Origin of the sequence: Pseudazoarcus pumilus (assembly GCF_002872475.1) — a bacterium.
GTDB classification, from domain to species: Bacteria; Pseudomonadota; Gammaproteobacteria; order Burkholderiales; family Rhodocyclaceae; genus Pseudazoarcus; species Pseudazoarcus pumilus.
Genome location: NZ_CP025682.1, coordinates 347,771 through 365,388, shown reverse-complemented (window position 1 = coordinate 365,388; position 17,618 = coordinate 347,771). Strand labels below are relative to the sequence as shown.

Annotated in this window: 17 protein-coding genes; 10 read left to right on the top strand and 7 right to left on the bottom strand. The window is 70.3% G+C overall.

Annotated features, from left to right (window positions below):
- Positions 1–33: 33 nt before the first annotated feature.
- The 3 genes from C0099_RS01750 to C0099_RS01740 all read left to right on the top strand — a co-directional run bounded on the left by C0099_RS01750 (position 34) and on the right by C0099_RS01740 (position 4,244).
- Positions 34–726 (top strand): ABC transporter ATP-binding protein, encoded by a 693-nt coding sequence (locus C0099_RS01750; RefSeq protein WP_102245845.1) that lies wholly within the window; start codon positions 34–36, stop codon positions 724–726.
- Positions 716–3,217, top strand: coding sequence for an ABC transporter permease (locus C0099_RS01745; RefSeq protein ID WP_228151678.1), 2,502 nt, complete (start codon positions 716–718; stop codon positions 3,215–3,217). The genes C0099_RS01750 and C0099_RS01745 overlap by 11 nt, the downstream gene beginning before the upstream one ends.
- A 64-nt stretch (positions 3,218–3,281) precedes the next feature.
- Positions 3,282–4,244, top strand: coding sequence for a YcjF family protein (locus C0099_RS01740; RefSeq protein WP_102245843.1), 963 nt, complete (start codon positions 3,282–3,284; stop codon positions 4,242–4,244).
- Positions 4,245–4,295: 51 nt separating this feature from the next.
- Here C0099_RS01740 and C0099_RS01735 read toward each other — a convergent pair whose 3' ends face one another.
- Positions 4,296–5,408: an NADH:flavin oxidoreductase/NADH oxidase gene (locus C0099_RS01735; protein ID WP_102245842.1), complete on the bottom strand. Its 1,113-nt coding sequence runs from the start codon at positions 5,406–5,408 to the stop codon at positions 4,296–4,298.
- Between the two features lie 90 nt (positions 5,409–5,498).
- On the opposite strand from C0099_RS01735, the gene C0099_RS01730 reads away from it, so the two are divergent.
- The 4 genes from C0099_RS01730 (at position 5,499) to C0099_RS01715 (ending at position 9,997) form a co-directional block, all read left to right on the top strand.
- Positions 5,499–6,548, top strand: coding sequence for a lysylphosphatidylglycerol synthase transmembrane domain-containing protein (locus C0099_RS01730; RefSeq protein ID WP_199797644.1), 1,050 nt, complete (start codon positions 5,499–5,501; stop codon positions 6,546–6,548).
- Positions 6,545–8,794 carry a glycosyltransferase gene (locus C0099_RS01725; protein ID WP_102245841.1) on the top strand — a complete coding sequence of 750 codons (2,250 nt, stop codon included), beginning with the start codon at positions 6,545–6,547 and terminating at the stop codon, positions 8,792–8,794. Before C0099_RS01730 ends, C0099_RS01725 begins: the two co-directional genes overlap by 4 nt.
- A complete protein-coding gene (locus C0099_RS01720) occupies positions 8,791–9,336 on the top strand; it encodes a DUF2799 domain-containing protein (protein ID WP_102245840.1) in 546 nt (181 codons plus the stop codon). The genes C0099_RS01725 and C0099_RS01720 overlap by 4 nt, the downstream gene beginning before the upstream one ends.
- A 118-nt stretch (positions 9,337–9,454) precedes the next feature.
- Positions 9,455–9,997 carry a class I SAM-dependent methyltransferase gene (locus C0099_RS01715; RefSeq protein WP_102245839.1) on the top strand — a complete coding sequence of 181 codons (543 nt, stop codon included), beginning with the start codon at positions 9,455–9,457 and terminating at the stop codon, positions 9,995–9,997.
- A 19-nt stretch (positions 9,998–10,016) separates the two neighbouring features.
- On the opposite strand, the gene C0099_RS01710 is transcribed toward C0099_RS01715, so the two are convergent.
- The 5 genes from C0099_RS01710 to C0099_RS01690 all read right to left on the bottom strand — a co-directional run bounded on the left by C0099_RS01710 (position 10,017) and on the right by C0099_RS01690 (position 14,393).
- The gene (locus C0099_RS01710; protein WP_102245838.1) at positions 10,017–10,616 is read right to left on the bottom strand and encodes a carboxymuconolactone decarboxylase family protein; all 600 of its coding nucleotides are present in this window, start codon (positions 10,614–10,616) and stop codon (positions 10,017–10,019) included.
- Positions 10,613–11,800, bottom strand: a complete 1,188-nt coding sequence (locus C0099_RS01705; protein WP_199797643.1) for a YbfB/YjiJ family MFS transporter — start codon at positions 11,798–11,800, stop codon at positions 10,613–10,615. Before C0099_RS01705 ends, C0099_RS01710 begins: the two co-directional genes overlap by 4 nt.
- Before the next feature lie 50 nt (positions 11,801–11,850).
- Positions 11,851–12,636: an enoyl-CoA hydratase/isomerase family protein gene (locus C0099_RS01700; RefSeq protein ID WP_102245836.1), complete on the bottom strand. Its 786-nt coding sequence runs from the start codon at positions 12,634–12,636 to the stop codon at positions 11,851–11,853.
- A gap of 104 nt (positions 12,637–12,740) precedes the next feature.
- Complete coding sequence (locus C0099_RS01695; protein ID WP_102245835.1) at positions 12,741–13,355, bottom strand: LysE family translocator; 615 nt, start codon at positions 13,353–13,355, stop codon at positions 12,741–12,743.
- 150 nt (positions 13,356–13,505) lie between these two features.
- Positions 13,506–14,393 (bottom strand): LysR family transcriptional regulator, encoded by an 888-nt coding sequence (locus C0099_RS01690; protein ID WP_164084859.1) that lies wholly within the window; start codon positions 14,391–14,393, stop codon positions 13,506–13,508.
- A 17-nt stretch (positions 14,394–14,410) separates the two neighbouring features.
- On the opposite strand from C0099_RS01690, the gene C0099_RS01685 reads away from it, so the two are divergent.
- The 3 genes from C0099_RS01685 (at position 14,411) to C0099_RS01675 (ending at position 16,938) form a co-directional block, all read left to right on the top strand.
- The gene (locus C0099_RS01685) at positions 14,411–15,304 is read left to right on the top strand and encodes a LysR family transcriptional regulator (protein ID WP_102245833.1); all 894 of its coding nucleotides are present in this window, start codon (positions 14,411–14,413) and stop codon (positions 15,302–15,304) included.
- Positions 15,305–15,456: 152 nt separating this feature from the next.
- Positions 15,457–15,843 carry a hypothetical protein gene (locus C0099_RS01680; protein ID WP_102245832.1) on the top strand — a complete coding sequence of 129 codons (387 nt, stop codon included), beginning with the start codon at positions 15,457–15,459 and terminating at the stop codon, positions 15,841–15,843.
- 96 nt (positions 15,844–15,939) lie between these two features.
- Positions 15,940–16,938, top strand: a complete 999-nt coding sequence (locus tag C0099_RS01675) for an alpha/beta fold hydrolase (RefSeq protein ID WP_102245831.1) — start codon at positions 15,940–15,942, stop codon at positions 16,936–16,938.
- A 34-nt stretch (positions 16,939–16,972) separates the two neighbouring features.
- On the opposite strand, the gene C0099_RS01670 is transcribed toward C0099_RS01675, so the two are convergent.
- Complete coding sequence (locus tag C0099_RS01670) at positions 16,973–17,617, bottom strand: aspartate/glutamate racemase family protein (RefSeq protein WP_102245830.1); 645 nt, start codon at positions 17,615–17,617, stop codon at positions 16,973–16,975.
- Position 17,618: the final 1 nt, after the last annotated feature.

Below are 17,618 nucleotides of genomic sequence, written 5' to 3'. Positions count from 1 at the left end.
TAGTCCCTCACGCGTGCCATACGGGAACCCATGATGATCCGCCTGCAAAACCTGTCCATGCACTACACGATGGAGACCACGCGCATCGACATCCTGCGCGCGGTCGATCTCGACATCGCCGCGGGCCAGCGCATCGCCATCGCCGGGCCGTCCGGCTCGGGCAAGACTTCGCTGTTGCTGCTGCTCGCCGGGCTGGAACGGCCCGCCTCGGGCCGCGTGCTCTTCGACGGGGTCGCACTCGACGCGCTCGACGCCGACGCACTCGCCGACCTGCGCCGCGACCGCATGGGCATCGTGTTCCAGTCCTTCCACCTGGTGCCCAGCCTCACCGCCCTCGACAACGCCGCGCTGCCGCTCGAGATCGCCGGTCGGCGCGATGCGCGCGAGCGCGCCCGCGCGATGCTCGACACCGTCGGTCTGGGCGCGCGCCTGCATCACCACCCGGCCGAGTTGTCCGGCGGCGAACAGCAGCGCGTGGCCATCGCCCGCGCACTGGTGCACCGACCGAAGCTGCTGCTCGCCGACGAACCCACCGGCAATCTGGACGACCGCACCGGCGCGGCCGTGGCCGAGCTGTTGCTCGACCTGCACCGCGAGACCGACACCACGCTGGTGCTGGTGACCCACGACATGGCGCTGGCGCGCCGCTGCGACCGCGTGCTGCGTCTTGGCGACGGGCACCTGCATGACGACACCGGAGCCGTGACCCGTGCGCATGCTGCTTGAGCTGGCCTGGCGCGACCTGCGCGGGGCGGGGCGCACGCTGTGGGTCCTGTGTGCCTGCCTGGCGCTGGGCGTGGCGCTGATCGCGGCCAGCGGCGGGGTATATCGACAAGTGGGCGACGCGCTTCTGGCCGACACGCGCGCACTGTTCGGCGGCGACGTCGAGGTGCGCACGCGCGCCCCGCTGTCCGAGGACACGCGCGCCTGGATGAATGCGCACGGCACGGTATCGCGCATGGTCGAAATGCGCACCATGCTGATGGGCGATGGCGGCGACGCCCAGCTCGTCGAGTTGCAGGCGGTCGACGCGGTCTATCCGCTGGTCGGCCGCGTCGAACTCGAACCGACCGGGCGACTGACCACGGTACTGGCGCCGCGCGCGGGCGTGCACGGCATCGCCATCGATCCGCTCGTCGCCAGTCGCCTCGGGCTGACCGTGGGTGATTCCATCGAAGTCGGCTTCACCGCGATGCAGGTGCGCGCGATCACGCTGCGCCAGCCCGACCGCAGCCTGCGCGCCGACTGGCGCGGCCCGCCGGTGCTGATTCTGGATGCCGCCCTGTCCGATACCGGACTGCTCGCCCCCGGAGCGCGCCCCGAGTATCACTACCGCGTCGTCACCGACCGGCCGCCCGACGCATGGCGCGAGGCCTTCGTCGCCGCGCACCCCGATTCGGAAGCCGAACTGCGCACCTTCACCGAACGCAACGCACGCCTGGGCGAAGTACTCGGTCAGCTCGGCTCGGGCGTGCTGCTGATCGGCTTCTCGGCCCTGTTCATCGGCGGCCTGGGGGTGTTCAACAGCGTTCAGGCCTGGCTGCAGGGCAAGCTCGGCACCCTCGCCACACTGCGCGCAGTCGGCCTGCGCGACGGCCAGCTGGCCGCCATGGTGCTGCTGCAGGTCGGCATGCTGGCCGGCGCAGCGAGCCTCGCCGGCGTGATTGTCGGCGGCGCACTGGCCCTCGTCGGCACCGGCGTGATCGGCGAACGTCTGCCGCTCTCCGCCAGCGCGGCGGCCCTGATCGCGCCGCTGGCACTGGCCTGGTGCTTCGGCGTGCTCACCGCACTGACGTTCGCGCTGCCGGCACTGGGACGCGCCTTGTCGGTCAGCCCGGCCGCGCTGTTTCGCGGCCTCGCGGGAACGCGCACGCACCTGCCGGCGCGCTGGCGCACGCTCACCGCCGCATCCGGCCTCGCGCTCACCGCACTGGTCGTGGTCGCGATGCCCGATGCGCGCTTCGGCGCCGGCTTCATCCTCGCGCTGCTCGTCATGCTGGCACTGCTGGAGGCGCTGGTGCGCGGCCTGCGCGCGCTCGCGCGCCGACTGGCCGACCACCCTGCGCTGGCCGGACGCTTCGCCGCGCGGCTCGCACTGTCCGGCCTGTACCGGCGCGACTCGCCGCTGCGCCCGACCCTGCTCTCGCTGGGCTCGGCGATGACGCTGCTGGTGGCCTCGACCCTGGTCGTGCTGGCACTGCTGCAGACCATCGACGAGACCGTGCCGGAGAATGCCTCGGCCCTGGTCTTCTACGACATCGCCCCGACACAGCGCGAGGGCTTCGAGACCCTGCTGCGCGAAGCGCCCAGCCTCCAACGACATGCGCTGGCGCCGCTGGTGCTGGGGCGGCTGGCACGCGTCGGCGACGCGGTGCTGGCCGACAGTGAGGATGCGCGCCGGCGCATGGAAGCGCGCGACGAGCACAAGATGAGCCACCTGCAGGACAACTTCGACGACGTCGTGCTGCGCGAGGGCGCGTGGTGGCCGCAGGACTACGATGGCCCGCCGGTGGTCGCAATGGAGGACCGCGAAGCCGAGCAGTTGGGACTCGCGGTAGGCGATCGGCTCACCTTCGATATCGGCGGTCGGAACCTCCAGGCCGAGCTGGTCGCGATCTATGGCCAGCGCCGCTTCCAGTCCCGTCTGTGGCTGGAGGCGATCTTTCCGGACGGCGTGCTCGACCCCTTCGTCACACGTTACGTCGGCATGGCGTGGATGAGCCCCGACGACGCGCTCGCCACGCAGAACCGCATCGCCGCGGCACAGCCCAACGTGGTGACGGTGCGCACGGCCGCGCTGCTGACCGAGGCACGCACCCTGCTTGGCAGCGCCGCGGCCGGACTGGCCGCGATCGGCGCCGTCACGCTGGCCGCCAGCCTGCTGGTGCTGGTCAGCGTGGTCACCGCCAACCGCCTGCGCCAGGTCTATCTGGCCACGCTGCTGCACACGCTGGGGGCACGCCTGTCGGCAATCCGCGCCAGCCTGCATCTGGAGTATCTGCTGCTCGCGCTGCTCACCTCGAGTTTCGCGTCGCTCGCCGGCGGCGTGCTGGCCACGGCGCTGCTGCGCCTGCGCATCGGCCTGGAAGGCGACATCGCCTGGTGGCCGGGCGCGCTCGTCGCCGTCATCGTCGCCACCGGTGCGCTGGCGCTCGGCGCACACTGGCTGATGCGCCAGTTGCGCATGTCGCCGGCGAGTCTGCTGCGCGCGAGCTGAACGGACAAAAAACTGACACCGGCCGATCCACAATGCTCCGTTATCGACTGCAAGAGGAACTCCGATGAATCCGCAACAGACCCGCGCCATCGTTACCATCAGCCTGCTCGCCGCCTTCGCCGACGGGCGCAAGGACAGCGCCGAGCGCGAACACGTGCGCCGCGTCGCCGAATCGCTCGGTGACGCCGCCGACCTCGACTTCATGCGCCTGTATCAGGACGTGCTGCTCGGCCGCGCCGACCTCGGCGCGGCGGCCGCCGCACTGGACACGCTGGAACTGCGCCAGCTGGCCTTCGAGATGGCGGTCGGCGTGGTCGAGGCCGACGGTCGTCACGACCCCGCCGAAACCGCCTTCCTGCAGAAACTGGAAGCCGCGCTGAAACTCGACCACGACCAGGCCGAAACCACCGTGCACCGCGCCGAGGAAGTGGCCGAGGCGCCGGTTGCCGGCGGCCTGCCGGCGGAAGTCGCTCCGGCAGCCGTGGTTGCCGCCGCAAGCGCCGCGCCGCTGCCGGATCGCGCCGAACTCGACCGCATGATTCTCAACGCCGCCATCCTCAACGGCGCGCTCGAACTGCTGCCGCAGTCCATGGCCTCGATGGCCATCATCCCGCTGCAGTTGCGGCTGGTGTATCGCATCGGCAAGAGCTATGGCTACGAGCTGGACCGCGGCCACATCACGGACTTCCTCGCCGCCGCCGGTGTCGGCATGACCGGCCAGTACGTCGAGCAGATCGGCCGCAAGCTGGTCGGCGGCCTGCTCGGCAAGGTCTTTGGCGGGCTGGGTCGTGGCGTCGGCGGCACCGCCACCGGCGCGGCCTTCTCGTTCGCCACCACCTGGGCCATCGGCAAGGTCGCGATCAGCTACTACGGCGGCGGCCGCAAGCTCGACACCGCCGCGCTCAAGGCCGAATTCACCGAGTGGTTCGGCCAGGCAAAAGGCCTGCAGCAGCAATACGCCGGCCAGATCGCCGAGCGCGCACGCACCGTCGATCTGGCGCAGATCACATCCAGCCTGCGCGGCTGAAGCAGCGTCGACTCCAATGCAAAAGCCCCGGAATTCCGGGGCGTTTCGCTTCTATCGCTGGCCGGTCGTGGTGTCGCCGAACACACCCTTGTATTCCCTCGGTTCGCAGCGCCAGTACTGCGGCGGCGCGGCCACCGTGCCGCCCAGCCTGGCCGCCGCGTGCCACGGCCAGCGCGGGTTCCACAGCATGCCGCGCGCGAGCGCCACCAGGTCGGCCTCGCCGTTGGCGACGATGGCCTCGGCCTGCTCGGGCTCGGTGAGCAGGCCGACCGCGATCACCGGCATGTTCACGCGGTGGCGCACCTGCTTGGCGAACGCCACCTGATAGCCCGGCGCCAGCGGAATCTTCTGTTCTACCGACAGGCCCCCGCTGGATACGTGAATGAAGGCACAGCCACGCGCTTCGAGGGCGGTAGCGAATTCGAGGCTCTGCGCCACATCCCAGCCGCCACCCACCCAGTCGCTGGCCGAGATGCGCACGCCCACCGGCTTTCCGGCCGGGAACACCGCGCGCACCGCATCGAACACTTCCAGCGGAAAGCGCATGCGGTTCTCCAGCGAACCGCCATAGCTGTCCATGCGCCGGTTGGACAGCGGCGACAGGAACTGGTGCAGCAGATAGCCGTGGGCGGCGTGCAGCTCGATGGCGTCCAGCCCGAGCCGTGCGGCGCGTTGCGCGGCGGCGACGAAGGCCTCGCGAATCTCGCGCAAGGCCGTCTCGTTCAGCTCGGCCGGTGGCGGCTCGTCGCGTCCGTGCGCCAGCGGTGACGGCGCCAGCGGCTGCCAGCCGCCCTCGTCGGCCGGCACCAGCGCGCCACCCAGCCACGGCGCGCGGCTCGACGCCTTGCGCCCGGCATGCGCGAGCTGCACGCACAGCGGCAGGTCGGCGTACTTGCGGATGGCGCCGATCACGCGCGCGAGCGCCGCCTCGTTGGCGTCCGAATACAGCCCCAGATCATGCGGCGAGATGCGCCCTTCGGGGCGCACCGCGGTCGCCTCCAGAATCAGCAGGCCGGCACCGGACATCGCCATCTGTCCGAGATGCATCAGATGCCAGTCGGTGGCGCAACCGTCCTCGGCCGAGTACTGACACATCGGCGCCACGACGATGCGGTTGGCCAGTTGCAGCCCGTCCAGGGCCAGCGGGGTGAACAAGGGACTCATCGGTTGCCTCATGCGCAAAGTCCGGCTGGAAGCTGCGCACTGTAACCCGGATGCGGCGATGCCGGCGCCGGTATCATGGAGGCGATGGACATGCCGACGGGGCAAGCACCCCCTTCCTCGCCACGACGCCGCCTGGCCTATTTCGGGCTGTTCTTCGTCGTGCTCACCGCGGCCGGCGCATGGGCGGTCTTCGACCACTTCGCCGGGCGCAGCGTGGCTTTCGACCGCCGCCTGCTGGCCCCTTCGGTACTGGCCGCGGCCGCGGTGCTGCTCGCGCTGTATTTTCTGACCGACGGGCTGCGCCTGCACTACACGTTGCGCGCGCTGGGGCATCGCATCCCGACCGCGGCGATGGCGCGCCTGGTATTCGTGAACATCTTCTTCTCGAATGTCACGCCCATGGCCACGGGCGGTGGCATTGCGCAGGTGTGGTTGCTGCGCGAGCATGGCGTGCCCATCGGCCGCGCCACGGCCGCCACGACCCTGCGCACCGTGCTCGCCACCGCGGCGATCTTCGTCGCGACGCCACTGTTCCTGATGTTCGGCACGCCCTCCGACGGGCACGCCCTGCTCGGGCGAGTGGCGCCGGTGCTGGCAGTACTGGTCACGCTGTACGTGCTGTTCTTCGCCGTCGTGGTGCTGCGCACGCGCTGGCTGATCGCGCCGCTGGGCGGTTCGCTGGCGGCGCTGCGCCGCGCCGGGCTGGTGGGCGCGCGGCGTCACCGGCGACTGCAGTTCGCGCTGCGGCGCGAGGTGCTGCGCTTTGCACGCAGCTTCGGCGACTATCTTTCCGGCCCGCCGCATCTGGTCGCCCTGTCGGTGGTCTGCACGCTGCTGTTCCTGGCCTGTCTGTTCAGCTTTCCGGCGCTACTGGTCGGCGCGCTGGGCCACGACACGGCGTGGCTGACCACGGCGGGACTGGCACTGGTGACGACCTTCGCCATGTACTTCGCGCCGACGCCGGGTGCGGCGGGCATCTCGGAGGGGGTGTTCGGCGCCTTCTTCGCCGATGTGCTGGGCCCCGAGCAACTGGTGCTGGTGACGCTGGCCTGGCGCTTCCTGACCATTCACCTGGGCATGCTGATCGGCCTCGCGCTGCTCGGCCGCCGCCTCGCCGCGAACGCCGGGGGGCATGCATGAACCGCCTGCTGCGCCACCGCGTGCCGTATTACGCCTGCCTGCTGGTAATCGCGCTGATGCTCGGCTACAAGGCCTATCTGAACTTCATGCTGCCCGATCTCGAGGCGCTGCACACGCGCCAGGTCGAACGCATTCACGCCGTCGTCGACGCACGCGAGGCGTTCAGTTTCGCGGTGGTTGGCAACATCGAGAACTCGGTGGGCATCTTCGAGCGGCGCTTCGTGCCCATGCTCAACGATGCCGGCGTGGACTTCGTCGTGTCGGCGGGCAACGCGGTGAGCGGGGGCGGCGAGGACAAGTACCGCGCACTCGAGGGCACCCTGAGCCGGCTGGACATGCCGTGGCTGCTGACGTTTGGCGAGAACGAATACGAGAACTTCGGCAGCTTCCGCTTCTACGAGCACTTCGGCCCGCATTTCTACAGCCTGCGCGTCGGTGGCGCCCGCCTGATCTTCCTCGACGCCACCGGCAAGACGCCGTGGCGCTGGCAGTTGCGCTGGATGGACGACCTGCTGGAACACGACGCCAGCCACGCACGCTTCGTGTTCGTCGGCAAGCCGCCACTGCGCCCGGCCAGGGAGCCGATGCTCGCCACCGCGAGCGACTATCTGCCGGATGCGACGCGCGACGCGCTGCTCGACGCGCTCGAGCGTCACCGCATCGACATCGTGTTCTCGGCCAATCTCGCGCTCTACGACGAACAGCGGCGCGGCGACACGCTGTTCGTCACCACCGGCGGCGCGGGCGGGCTGGTGCTCAACGACGACGACAGCTTCTACCACTACGTGCGCGTGGACAAGCATGCCGATGGCAGCATCGCTCACGCGGTGGAGCGTCTCGAAGTCGGCCAGCATCCGCTGCTCAAGCGGCTCGAAAGCCTGTGGTTCTTCGTCTATTCGTTGTTCTACGTCGGCTACGTCAATTTCTTCCTGATCGTCGCCGCGCTGGCGCTGGTCGCGCTCAAGCTGCATCGCGTGATCTTCGTCGGACGCGACTACTACCCGGACTACGACGTGGATCCGACACCGTGGCTGGAGCGGCCACTGCGTGTGGCGATGTTCACCAACAACTATCTGCCCTTCATCGGCGGCGTGCCGATCTCGATCGCGCGCCTCAAGGCGGGTCTCGCCGCGCTCGGCGACGCGGTGCTGGTGGTCGCGCCGCGCTACCGCAAACAGCCGGGGCGCGAGCCGGACGTGCTGCGCGTACGCTCGCTGCTGAGCGTCGGCGAGAAGCGCGAATTTCGCATCGCCAACCTGTTCCTGCCATCGATCCGGCGCCGCGTGCGCGCCTTCGCGCCGGACATCATCCACGTGCACCACCCGTTCTGGCTCGGTTCGCTGGGCGTGTTCGTCGCGCGCCGCCTGGGCGTGCCGGTGATCTACACCTACCACACGCGGCTCGAGCACTACGCCCACTTCGTGCCGTTGCCCGGCGCGCTGTTTCGCAACCTGATCTCGCACTCGCTGATCCGGCGCTTCGCCAACCGCTGCGACGGCGTCGTCGTGCCCACCTACTCGACCGAGGAATACCTGCGCATGATCGGCGTGACCACCCCCACGCTGGTGCAGCCGACCGGCATCGAGTACGAGCGCTTGCGCGAGGCCGACCACGATACGGTCGCACGGCTGCGAGGCGAGCTGGGCATTGGCGACGAGCGCGTGCTGATCAGCGTGTCACGCCTGTCGAACGAGAAGAACATCGACTTCCTGATCGACGCGGTCGATCGCCTGCGCCGCGTCTGCGACGTACCGTTTCGCGTGCTGATGATCGGCGACGGCCATCAGCGCCGTCGCCTGCGTGCGCGCATCGACGGCCTCGGGCTGCGCCAGCACTTCACCCTGGTCGGCGCCGTGCCGCCCGAGGACATGCCGAACTGGTACGCGCTGGGCGACGTGTTCGTGTTCGCCTCGAAGTCCGAAACCCAGGGCATGGTGATCCTCGAGGCGATGGCCGCCGGCCTGCCGGTGGTGGCGGTGCGATCGAGCGGCATCGACGACGTCGTGCGCGACGGCCACAACGGCTTCAAGACACCGGAGAAGCACGCACGCTGGTGCGAGCGGGTGAGCGAACTGCTCACCGACGACGCGCTGCGCCGCACGATGGCGGACAATGCACAGGCGTTTGCCGCAGATCATTCTATCGAGGCCTTCGCCACGCGCATCCGTGGCTTCTACGCCGAGACGCTGGCGCACCGCGCCAAGTACGACGCTGCGGCGACACCGACGACGGAGACCACCCCATGAGGACCGCACTGCCCGCCGCCCTGATCGCTGCCCTGATCGCCGGATGCGCGACCATCCCGGCCGAAGAGTGCGCACGCACCGACTGGCACGCGCTGGGCATGGCGGACGGACGCGACGGTCACCCGCCGTCACGCATCGAACGTCACGCCGAGGCCTGCGCACAGGTCGGCATCGCGCCTGACGAAGCCGCGTGGGAGGCCGGGCGTCGGCTCGGCCTGCCGGAATACTGCCGACTGCCCAACGCCATCGAGCACGGCCTGGCGGGCAAGCGCTACGCCGGCGTGTGCGACGACGCCGATTTCGCGCGCCTGCACGACGCGGCCCGCCAGCTCGCCGACACGCGCCGCGAGATCGAGTCGGTCGATCGCGACCTCGCCTGGCGCGAGCGCCAGCTCGCCACCTCGACGAAGCTCGACGAGCGCGACCGCGCGCGGCTGTGGATCGACATCCGCGCCCTCGAACGCAAGCGTGACCGACTGCGCGACGATCGCATCGACGCCACCCTTCGCCTCGACCGGTTGTCCCGCGAGCTGGGCCTGTGAGATTGCCAGATGGGCAATTTTCCCCGGTTCGGATTGGCACCGACCGGCCTGGAACGCGTATGCTCCGAACCTCGTAGGTCACCTTCGGTGCCCCGGCATCCCCGGCGCGCCCACCCGCATGCCCGTCCAGTTGCTGCTCTCGATGTTGCGTGCCCCCGCCTCGACCGGTGCAGTCGTGCCATCGTCACGCGCACTGGCCAACGCAATGGCGCGCGCCGCAACCGGCGCCGAACTGATCGTCGAACTGGGGGCGGGCACCGGCCCGGTCACGCGCGCGCTGCTCGAGCAGATGCCCGGCGTGCCCTTGATCGCGGTGGAACTGCAGCCGGATCTGGCGCGCATGCTGCAAGGCCGCTTTCCGGAAGCCGACGTGCGTCTCGCGCCGGCCGATCAGGTGGTCGACGCGCTCGGCGAACCGGACGGCAACGTGGTACTCGTCTCCAGCCTGCCCTTCCGCTCGCTGCCGCGCCCCGTGCGCAACGAAACCATCGCCAGCATCTGCCGCTTCCTGCTCGCCGACCCGCAACGCAGACTGGTGCAGTTCACCTATCAGCCGCGCGCACCGTTTCGCGCCCCGCCCGGTTTGCGCTGGCGCCGGCTCGCATCGGTATGGGCCAACACGCCTCCGGCCGGGGTGTGGGAACTGCGCGCCCACGTCTGAGACCCGGGCGGCTGCGCGATCAAGCCGGCAATGGTCGCAAGGCCCCGCCCTCGGGTGCGCCCGGCGCCGGCGTGCGCGCCATGTTCATGATCCAGCACACGCACACGAAGTAGCCGACCAGCGCGGCGAGTTCGACCACGCCCTGCTCGCCCCAGCGTTCGAGGGCGTTGGCGTAGGTCGCATCCGACACGCCGTGTCGGTCGAGAACCTCGCGCGCGAAATCCCAGGCCGCCGACTCATCCGCCGACATCGCGCACGGCCAGCGCCCGGCGGCAAGATCGTCGAGCATCTCACGGGCGCTGCCGGCCTCCAGCGCCAGCGGATGGTGGATCGCCCACTCGAACTGGTTCGAAGTGTGGCGCGCGACGACGAGCGTGACGAACTCGGTCACGCGTTTGGGCAGCACCGAGCCAAAACGCAGCGTCTCCCCGGCCCGCGACAACGCGTCGAGCAGCGCGGGGCTGCGCAGCAGCGGGATGAACGGTCCCTTGACTCCCTTGCGCGGGCCGTCGATGAGCGCCTGCGCGGCGGCGCGCTGCGCTGCGTCGAGCGAGTCCATCGGCGGCAGCGGCAGCCGCTCCGCGGTGTCGCGGCCGAAACCCTGGGCAATCTTCGTCATCGTGATTCCTCCGTTGCATGCATCGCATCGCGCCGGCCCATCACCGGCAACACGGCCCCGACGGCGAGCGCCGCCGAGGCCAGCATCAGGGCAGGCGCCATGCCCTGCCCGCCCAGTTCCAGTCCGGCCGCGACCAGCGGACCGAGCAATTGCCCGCTCGCGAATGCTGCGGTCATCGCCGCGATCAGCCGCTGTGCCCGCTCTCCACCGACGGCCGCGCCTTCCTGCAGCGCGAGCATGGTCACGACAAGAAAAGTCCCGCCCACGCACAGCGCCGATACGACCAGCGCGGCGAGCGAATCGTGCACCACCGGCAGCGCCACCCCGACTGCCATCACCGCCTGCGACACGGCCCAGCGCATGCGCCGCGACACGCCGCCGCGGCGCGGCCCGACCGCGATCCACATCGACGCCGCGGCCGCCGCGCCGAACACCGGCCACACCCAGCCGAACACCGCCGGGTCGCTGACCAGCACGCGCGCCTGTGCCGGCAGAAAGGTCGCCGGCAGGATGTAGCCGAATCCGAGCAGACCGTAGCTCCACACCAGGCGTCGCGCATCGCGCGCGTCGAAGCCCTGCGCGGCCGGCCTCATGTCCTGCGTCGCGGGCGAGCCGGAACCGCGCGAGAGCCCGCGCACCGCGGGCACGGCCAGCACCGCAGCCAACGCCGCCAACACCCACCAGCCGGCCACTGCGCCACCGCCTGCGAACACCACCGCCTGACAGGCCAGCCCCGCCAGCACGATGCCCAGGCCGACACCGGAAAACATCACGCCGGCCAGACGCGGCCGGCCGGCCTCGCGCAGTCGCCCCAGGCACAGCGAGGCCGCGCCGACCAGCGCCCAGGCGCTCGCAACGCCAGCGGCGAAGCGCACCGTCATCCACACCGCGAAGCCCTGAGTCGGCGCCATCGCCGCGGTCGTCAACACCACCGCCACCAATCCGCTCGCCAGCATGCCGGCCGGCGCGGCACGGATGCGCGTAGCCGCCAGCGCGCCAACCAGATAGCCCAGATAGTTGGCACCCGCCAACCAGCCACCACCGGCCAGACTCAACCCCGTCTCGGCCTGCATCAATGGCAGCAGCGGCGTGAACGCAAAGCGACCAATGCCCATTGCGACGACCAGCGCCGCCATGCCGGCCAGCGCCGCAGTCACGGCCTTGCGATCCGGATCCTGATTCATGGGGCTCATTGTGGCGGGATCTGGATCATCCGGACGGTTCCCGGCACCGATCACCCGGCCACCACCCGATCGCTACGCTGCAGAAAGCGTCGCATCCCCTGACGGAAAGCCGGTGTCGTGGCGACCAGGCCGAAGGCGTCGGCGCCGAGTGCGGCCGATTCGGCCACCGACAGGTCCTGCCCGCGATGCAGCGCGTCCCAGCTCAGGCGCACCGCGTCGGGCGAGCAAGCCAGCACCTCGTCGAGCAGGCTCATGACCTCATCCATCAGACGCACGCGCGGCACGGCGCGATGCACCAGGCCAATCTCAACAGCTTCGGTCGCGTCGATCGTGCGTCCGGTCAGCAGCAGTTCCGTGGCACGGCCCTTGCCGATCAGCCGCGCCAGCCGCGTCGTGCCGCCGAAGCCGGCAACCGCGCCGATGCGCACCTCGGGATGACCCAGGCGCGCGCCCTCGACTGCAACGCGGAAGGTGCACGCTTCGGCGATTTCCAGCCCGCCACCCAGCGTGTCGCCGTTGAGCGCGGCCACCACCGGCTTGCCGAGCGTCTCGATACGTGTCGTGACTTCGACCGCCTGCAGCGCGAAGGCACGCACGTCGAGCGGTGCCGCCGTGCTCAGAAAACGGATTTCGGCGCCAGCCGAGAATGTCGTCTCGCCCGTTCCGGTCAGCACCACGGCGCGCACCGCGTCGTCCTCGCGCAGCGCGGCAATCACGGCCGACAGGCGCTCGAGCGTGTACGGATCGAGCGCATTGCGCACGGCGGGGCGATTGAGCGTCACCAGCGCGATGCCACGCGCATTGGTCTCGCACAGGACGGGGGAAGCGTGGCTCATCGCAGGTCTCCTTCGTGATCGGCCCGGAAGCGGGTCCGTGCATGCATGCTAGGCAGCGCAAGGCACCGGGCGCTGAAACGCGCTATGCGTCGCGGCAGCAGCTTTCACGACCACACGGATGCACCGACCAGCAAGAGCAGGGCCGCGACCACCAGCGCGCACGCGGCGCCGCGTTCGACGCGCCGGGCACGGCCCGCTCCGATCCACACGGCCGCCCGCGCGGCCGCAACGGCGTAGGCGAGCTTCACGCCCCCGACCGCAAACACGGCCACCGCAATCACCAGCGCGACCTCACCGGCGCGAAGCGAGCCAACATCGACGAAGGCCGGCAGCAGCACCAGATAGAACAGCACCGCCTTGGCATCGGCCAGCGTTACGGCGAGCCCCGCGGCGAAGCTCGCGCCCGATGCGCCGGACGTGATCGCCGCGCGTTGCCCGGCCACCTGCCATTGCCGCCACGCCAGCGCGGCGAGCAGACCGGCCCCCGCCACACGCAAGACATCTGCCAGGACGGCGCCGGCGGCGAACAGCGCCGCGCCGCCGAACAGCGCAAGCACGATGTAGAACACGTCGCCCGCGACGATGCCGGCCGCGACGAACACGCCGTGGCGCGGGCCCAGCGCCAGTGCGCGCGAGACCACGGTGAGCACGCTCAGTGAAGGCACGGCGGCGAGCAGAGCGAGGGTGACGAAGAGCGCCAAAAGAGAAGCGACGGTCATGGGCGAACGCGGGCATGCAGGAGACCAGCCTGCAGTGTGCCGCCCGCATCCGCTCGACGACTGAATTCCGGTGGCATCGAAGCCGCCACGATTCAGGCCGCATTGCCGCGATGCGCGCAAGATCCTTCAACTGCCAGCACGCGACGCTGCTCAGGCCTCAGGCATCCCGGCCATCGCGGCGAGCACGTCGGCGCAGGCGCGCACCACGGCCCGCTCGCGCCCGGCCGCGGAATACAGCAGCACGTAGCTCTTGGCCGGCACCCGCAGCGGATGCGCGACGACCAGTCCGAGGCGACGGCGCAGTCCGGCGGTCAGGCGTTGCGGCAGCAGCGCCAGCCCCTCGCCGCGCGCGCAGGCCATCAGCACCGCGTACATGTCGTGGCACACCAAATCGGGTTCGCGCATGCGCGCGACCACGCCGCTGCGCTCGGCCAGACGCTGCCAGGAGAAGGCCGGATGCTCGAGCAATGCATGGGCGGTGAGCAGTTCGGCCGGCGAGGCCAGCGCCAGCGCCGTGGCATCGGCTGCACGTGCGATCACGGCCAGCTCCTCATGCCACAGCACGCGCGCGTCGCTGTCGTAGTCGTCGGGTCGGCAGTAGCGCACGGCGATGTCGCACTGGTTGCGCTCCAGATCGGACAGCGTCTCGCTGACGCTCACCGACAAGCTCACGCCGGGGCAGGCTGCACGCAGCCGCGCCAGTTGGGGCGCGAGCCACAGGCGCGACACCCCGGGGCTGGCCGCCAACCGGATTTCGGTCTCGCGCCCGCAGTCGAGCGCGTGCAGCGCGTCGGCCGCGCCACGCGCGAACACCGAAACGGCCTGGTAGTAATCCGCGCCTTCGGCGGTCAGCTCCACGCCCGGTGTGTGACGCACCAGCAGGCGCAGGCCGGTGCGCTCCTCGAGCTGGGCGAGCGAGCCGGTCAGCGCCGCGCGCGTCACACCCAACTCGGCCAGTGCCGGCGCGATGGCACCGTGGCGCACCAGCGCCTCGAAGGCGACCAGCGCATGCAGCGGCGGAAGAGGTACATTCGTCATCCGGAGGCCTGTGTCCGATGAAGCACTCATTATTGCGCGATCTCCCGCTGCTGGAACTGGTCGCGGTCGAAGCGGTGATCCGCCTGGGCAGCGTCGCGGCGGCCGCCGAGGAGTTGTCGGTGACACCGTCGGCGATCAGCCACCGTCTGCGCCAGATCGAGCGAGCGCTGGGCGTGGCGCTGGTCGAACGGCGCGGTCGCGGCATCGCGCCCACCGCGACCGGACACGACTGTCATGCCGAACTGGCGCGGCTGATCGCCGACTTCCGCGACACCACCGCCCGGCTGCGCGCGCAGAGCCTGCAGCGCGTGCACCTGGACGTGCCACCGGTCATCGGCGTGACCTGGATCACGCCACTGCTGCCGCGCCTGCGCGAGCGTCTGGGCGTGCCCGGACTGCGCTTCGAACTGAGCACCAATCGCGTGCCCGGCGTCGCGCCCAACCCCGATGCCGACCTGTTCATCGACTTCGGCACGGCCGCCGGCGACGCCCCCGGCCAGCACCTGCTGCATCGCGGCTCGGTGCGCGCCTACGTGCCCGCCTCCGAAGCGCGCAGCGGCGACCTCACGCTGGCCGAACTCGCGTCCCGCGCGCTCGTGCGCCATACCTCGGCGAGCTGGCCGCAATGGATGCAGGCCGCCTTCGGCGAGGCCATCGAACCCCGCTACGCGGTCAGCTTCGACGACCCGGTCAGCGCCGTCGAGGCCTGCCTGGCCGGCGAAGGCCCGGTGCTGGTCGGCTCCATCGCGGCGCGCGCCTACGTCGAGGCCGGCCTGCTGCACCCGGCGCACCCGGGGCGGCTCGAAGCAGGCGACTACACCGTCGAACTGACCCCGCGCGGCCAGCTCAAGCCGCTCGCGCGCCGCACTCTCGACCAGCTGCTGGCGCTCGGCGACGCCTCCACAGGCTAGCCTGCAAATGCGACTGTCGGCTGAATTCCGCTGGACGCAGCCGCAGTACGATTCGCATTGCGCGCCAGAGGCGTCACTCAGCGCGGTCCGCTTATACTTACTGTCGATGGCCCGCCCATACACAGCGGCGCGGGCTCGGCACGAGGGCCGACATGAAACTGGCCGACGGCATCCGCAAGCTCGGTTTCATCCGCTGGCACGAACGCGAGTTGCTGCTCGGCCACGGCTGGCTGGCGCTCGCGCTGCTGGTGGCGGTGATGTGCTTTACCGCCCTGGAACTGACGTTCGACGCAGCCGGCGGGGCGTTGGCGCGAATTTTCGGCGGGCTGGCCTTCACGCTGCTGGCGCTGCTCACGGTGCATCTGCTCAACCGCTTCTTCGTGCATCTGGTGGCCGCGCAGCGTGCCAGTGCGCAGGCCATCTGCCCGCATTGCGCGACCTTCGGGCGACTGATCCTGATCGGCGAGGACTTCGGGCTCGGCCGCGTGCGGGTGCGCTGCCGCAAGTGCGCGACGGAATGGGCGATGGACACGCGCTGACGGCGCGGGTGCAGCAATGGAACGATCGGCCCGCTCGACTGCCTGAGACGGCGACGCGTACGATGCGCATCCCCTCTCACCGACAAGGAGTCCTGCATGAATCGCTGGCTGCCCCCGCTGTTGTCCGCCCTGCTCGCCGCACCCCTCGCGGCGCTGGCCGCGACCCCTTCCTACGGCCCCAACCTGGAAGGCTTCGAATACCCGCACGAAGTCGGCACGTTCGAGTTCCGCTCGCAGGGCAAGGACGTGCGCATGGCCTACATGGATGTCGCGCCGCGCGGCACGCCCAACGGCCGCACCGTGGTCGCGCTGCACGGCAAGAACTTCTGCGGCGCGAGCTGGGAGGACAGCATCGCGGCGCTCACCGGCGCCGGCTACCGCGTCGTCGCGCCGGACCAGATCGGATTCTGCAAGTCCACCAAGCCCGACGGCTACCAGTACAGTTTCCACCAGCTCGCCGCCAACACCGCCGCGCTGCTCGACGAGTTGGGGGTGGAGGATCATGTGGTGATGGGGCACTCGATGGGCGGCATGCTCGCCACGCGCTATGCGCTGCTCTATCCGCAGCGGGTCGAACGCCTGGTGATGGTGAATCCCATCGGACTGGAAGACTGGCTCGCCAAGGGCGTGCCCTACATCAGCGTGGGCGACTGGTACGCCGGACAGCTCAAGGTCACGCGCGAGGGCATCAAGAACTACCAGCTCACCACCTACTACAACGGCGAGTGGCGGCCGGAGTTCGACCGCTGGGTGGACATGTCGGCCGGCATGTTCAACGGCCCCGGCAAGGAAACCGTGGCCTGGCACTCGGCGCTGACCTTCGACATGATCGTCACGCAGCCCGTGTACCACGAATTCCACCGCCTGCAGGTGCCCACGCTGCTGATCATCGGCGAGCATGACAACACCGCCATCGGCAAGCATCTGGTGTCCGAAGAGCAGCGCAAGGCGCTGGGCGACTACCGCGCGATGGCGCGCGACGTGGCCGGGCGGATCCCCGACGTGACGCTGCACCTGTATCCCGACCTGGCGCATTCGCCGCAGGTGCAGGATCCGGCGCGTTTCCACGCCGACCTCATCCGGCTGCTGGACTGATCAGCCCGCACGGGCTTGCGGGCCAGACCCGCCGTCAGGCCCCGGCCCGTCGTATGGCCATACGCAGCGCACACTCGAGCCCGTCGAGTACGGGCACCGGCGAGATCTTCGACAACGCCTCGCCCAGCCCGGCCGTGACGGCGCCGCCGAGCACGACCACCTCGGCACCGGCGTCCACGCAGCGCCGCACGGCCTCATGCAGTTCGCCCATATGGGTGTCCGGATTGCGGCCGAATTCGAGTACGCCGACCGACAGGCATTCGATCGCCGCCAGCCGGTCGGCGCAGCCGTACTCCTCGATCAGGCCGCACAGCACGTCGCGCATCGCATGGCCGAGCAGCACCACGGCAAAGCGTCGGCCACCCTCGGCGGCGACCAGGCAGGCGGCCTCGGCCAGGCCCACCACCGGAAACGGCATCGCGGCACGCACTTCAGCCAGGCCCGGATCGCTGAAGCAGGCGACGATGCCGGCATCCGCACCCGTAGCGTTCGCCTCGAAGCCACGCAGCGTACCCAGCGCGGCCTGCGGCAGATGCTCCGGCCGCTCGATCGCGGCCACGCCACAGGGCGCCGTCGTCGCCACCACCTCGACGCCGGGCGGGCACAGGCGCCGGGCGGCATCGAGGAGCCCGGCGGTGACCGCCTCGGTGGTGTTGGAATTGACGATCAGGATGCGCACG

What these genes read in the sequence shown, in the direction of transcription:
- C0099_RS01750 (WP_102245845.1), top strand. Translation starts at nt 34, where the DNA reads ATGATCCGCCTGCAAAACCTGTCCATGCACTACACGATGGAGACCACG.
- C0099_RS01745 (WP_228151678.1), top strand. Translation starts at nt 716, where the DNA reads ATGCTGCTTGAGCTGGCCTGGCGCGACCTGCGCGGGGCGGGGCGCACG.
- C0099_RS01740 (WP_102245843.1), top strand. Translation starts at nt 3,282, where the DNA reads ATGAATCCGCAACAGACCCGCGCCATCGTTACCATCAGCCTGCTCGCC.
- C0099_RS01735 (WP_102245842.1), bottom strand. Translation starts at nt 5,408, where the DNA reads ATGAGTCCCTTGTTCACCCCGCTGGCCCTGGACGGGCTGCAACTGGCC.
- C0099_RS01730 (WP_199797644.1), top strand. Translation starts at nt 5,499, where the DNA reads ATGCCGACGGGGCAAGCACCCCCTTCCTCGCCACGACGCCGCCTGGCC.
- C0099_RS01725 (WP_102245841.1), top strand. Translation starts at nt 6,545, where the DNA reads ATGAACCGCCTGCTGCGCCACCGCGTGCCGTATTACGCCTGCCTGCTG.
- C0099_RS01720 (WP_102245840.1), top strand. Translation starts at nt 8,791, where the DNA reads ATGAGGACCGCACTGCCCGCCGCCCTGATCGCTGCCCTGATCGCCGGA.
- C0099_RS01715 (WP_102245839.1), top strand. Translation starts at nt 9,455, where the DNA reads ATGCCCGTCCAGTTGCTGCTCTCGATGTTGCGTGCCCCCGCCTCGACC.
- C0099_RS01710 (WP_102245838.1), bottom strand. Translation starts at nt 10,616, where the DNA reads ATGACGAAGATTGCCCAGGGTTTCGGCCGCGACACCGCGGAGCGGCTG.
- C0099_RS01705 (WP_199797643.1), bottom strand. Translation starts at nt 11,800, where the DNA reads ATGAATCAGGATCCGGATCGCAAGGCCGTGACTGCGGCGCTGGCCGGC.
- C0099_RS01700 (WP_102245836.1), bottom strand. Translation starts at nt 12,636, where the DNA reads ATGAGCCACGCTTCCCCCGTCCTGTGCGAGACCAATGCGCGTGGCATC.
- C0099_RS01695 (WP_102245835.1), bottom strand. Translation starts at nt 13,355, where the DNA reads ATGACCGTCGCTTCTCTTTTGGCGCTCTTCGTCACCCTCGCTCTGCTC.
- C0099_RS01690 (WP_164084859.1), bottom strand. Translation starts at nt 14,393, where the DNA reads ATGACGAATGTACCTCTTCCGCCGCTGCATGCGCTGGTCGCCTTCGAG.
- C0099_RS01685 (WP_102245833.1), top strand. Translation starts at nt 14,411, where the DNA reads ATGAAGCACTCATTATTGCGCGATCTCCCGCTGCTGGAACTGGTCGCG.
- C0099_RS01680 (WP_102245832.1), top strand. Translation starts at nt 15,457, where the DNA reads ATGAAACTGGCCGACGGCATCCGCAAGCTCGGTTTCATCCGCTGGCAC.
- C0099_RS01675 (WP_102245831.1), top strand. Translation starts at nt 15,940, where the DNA reads ATGAATCGCTGGCTGCCCCCGCTGTTGTCCGCCCTGCTCGCCGCACCC.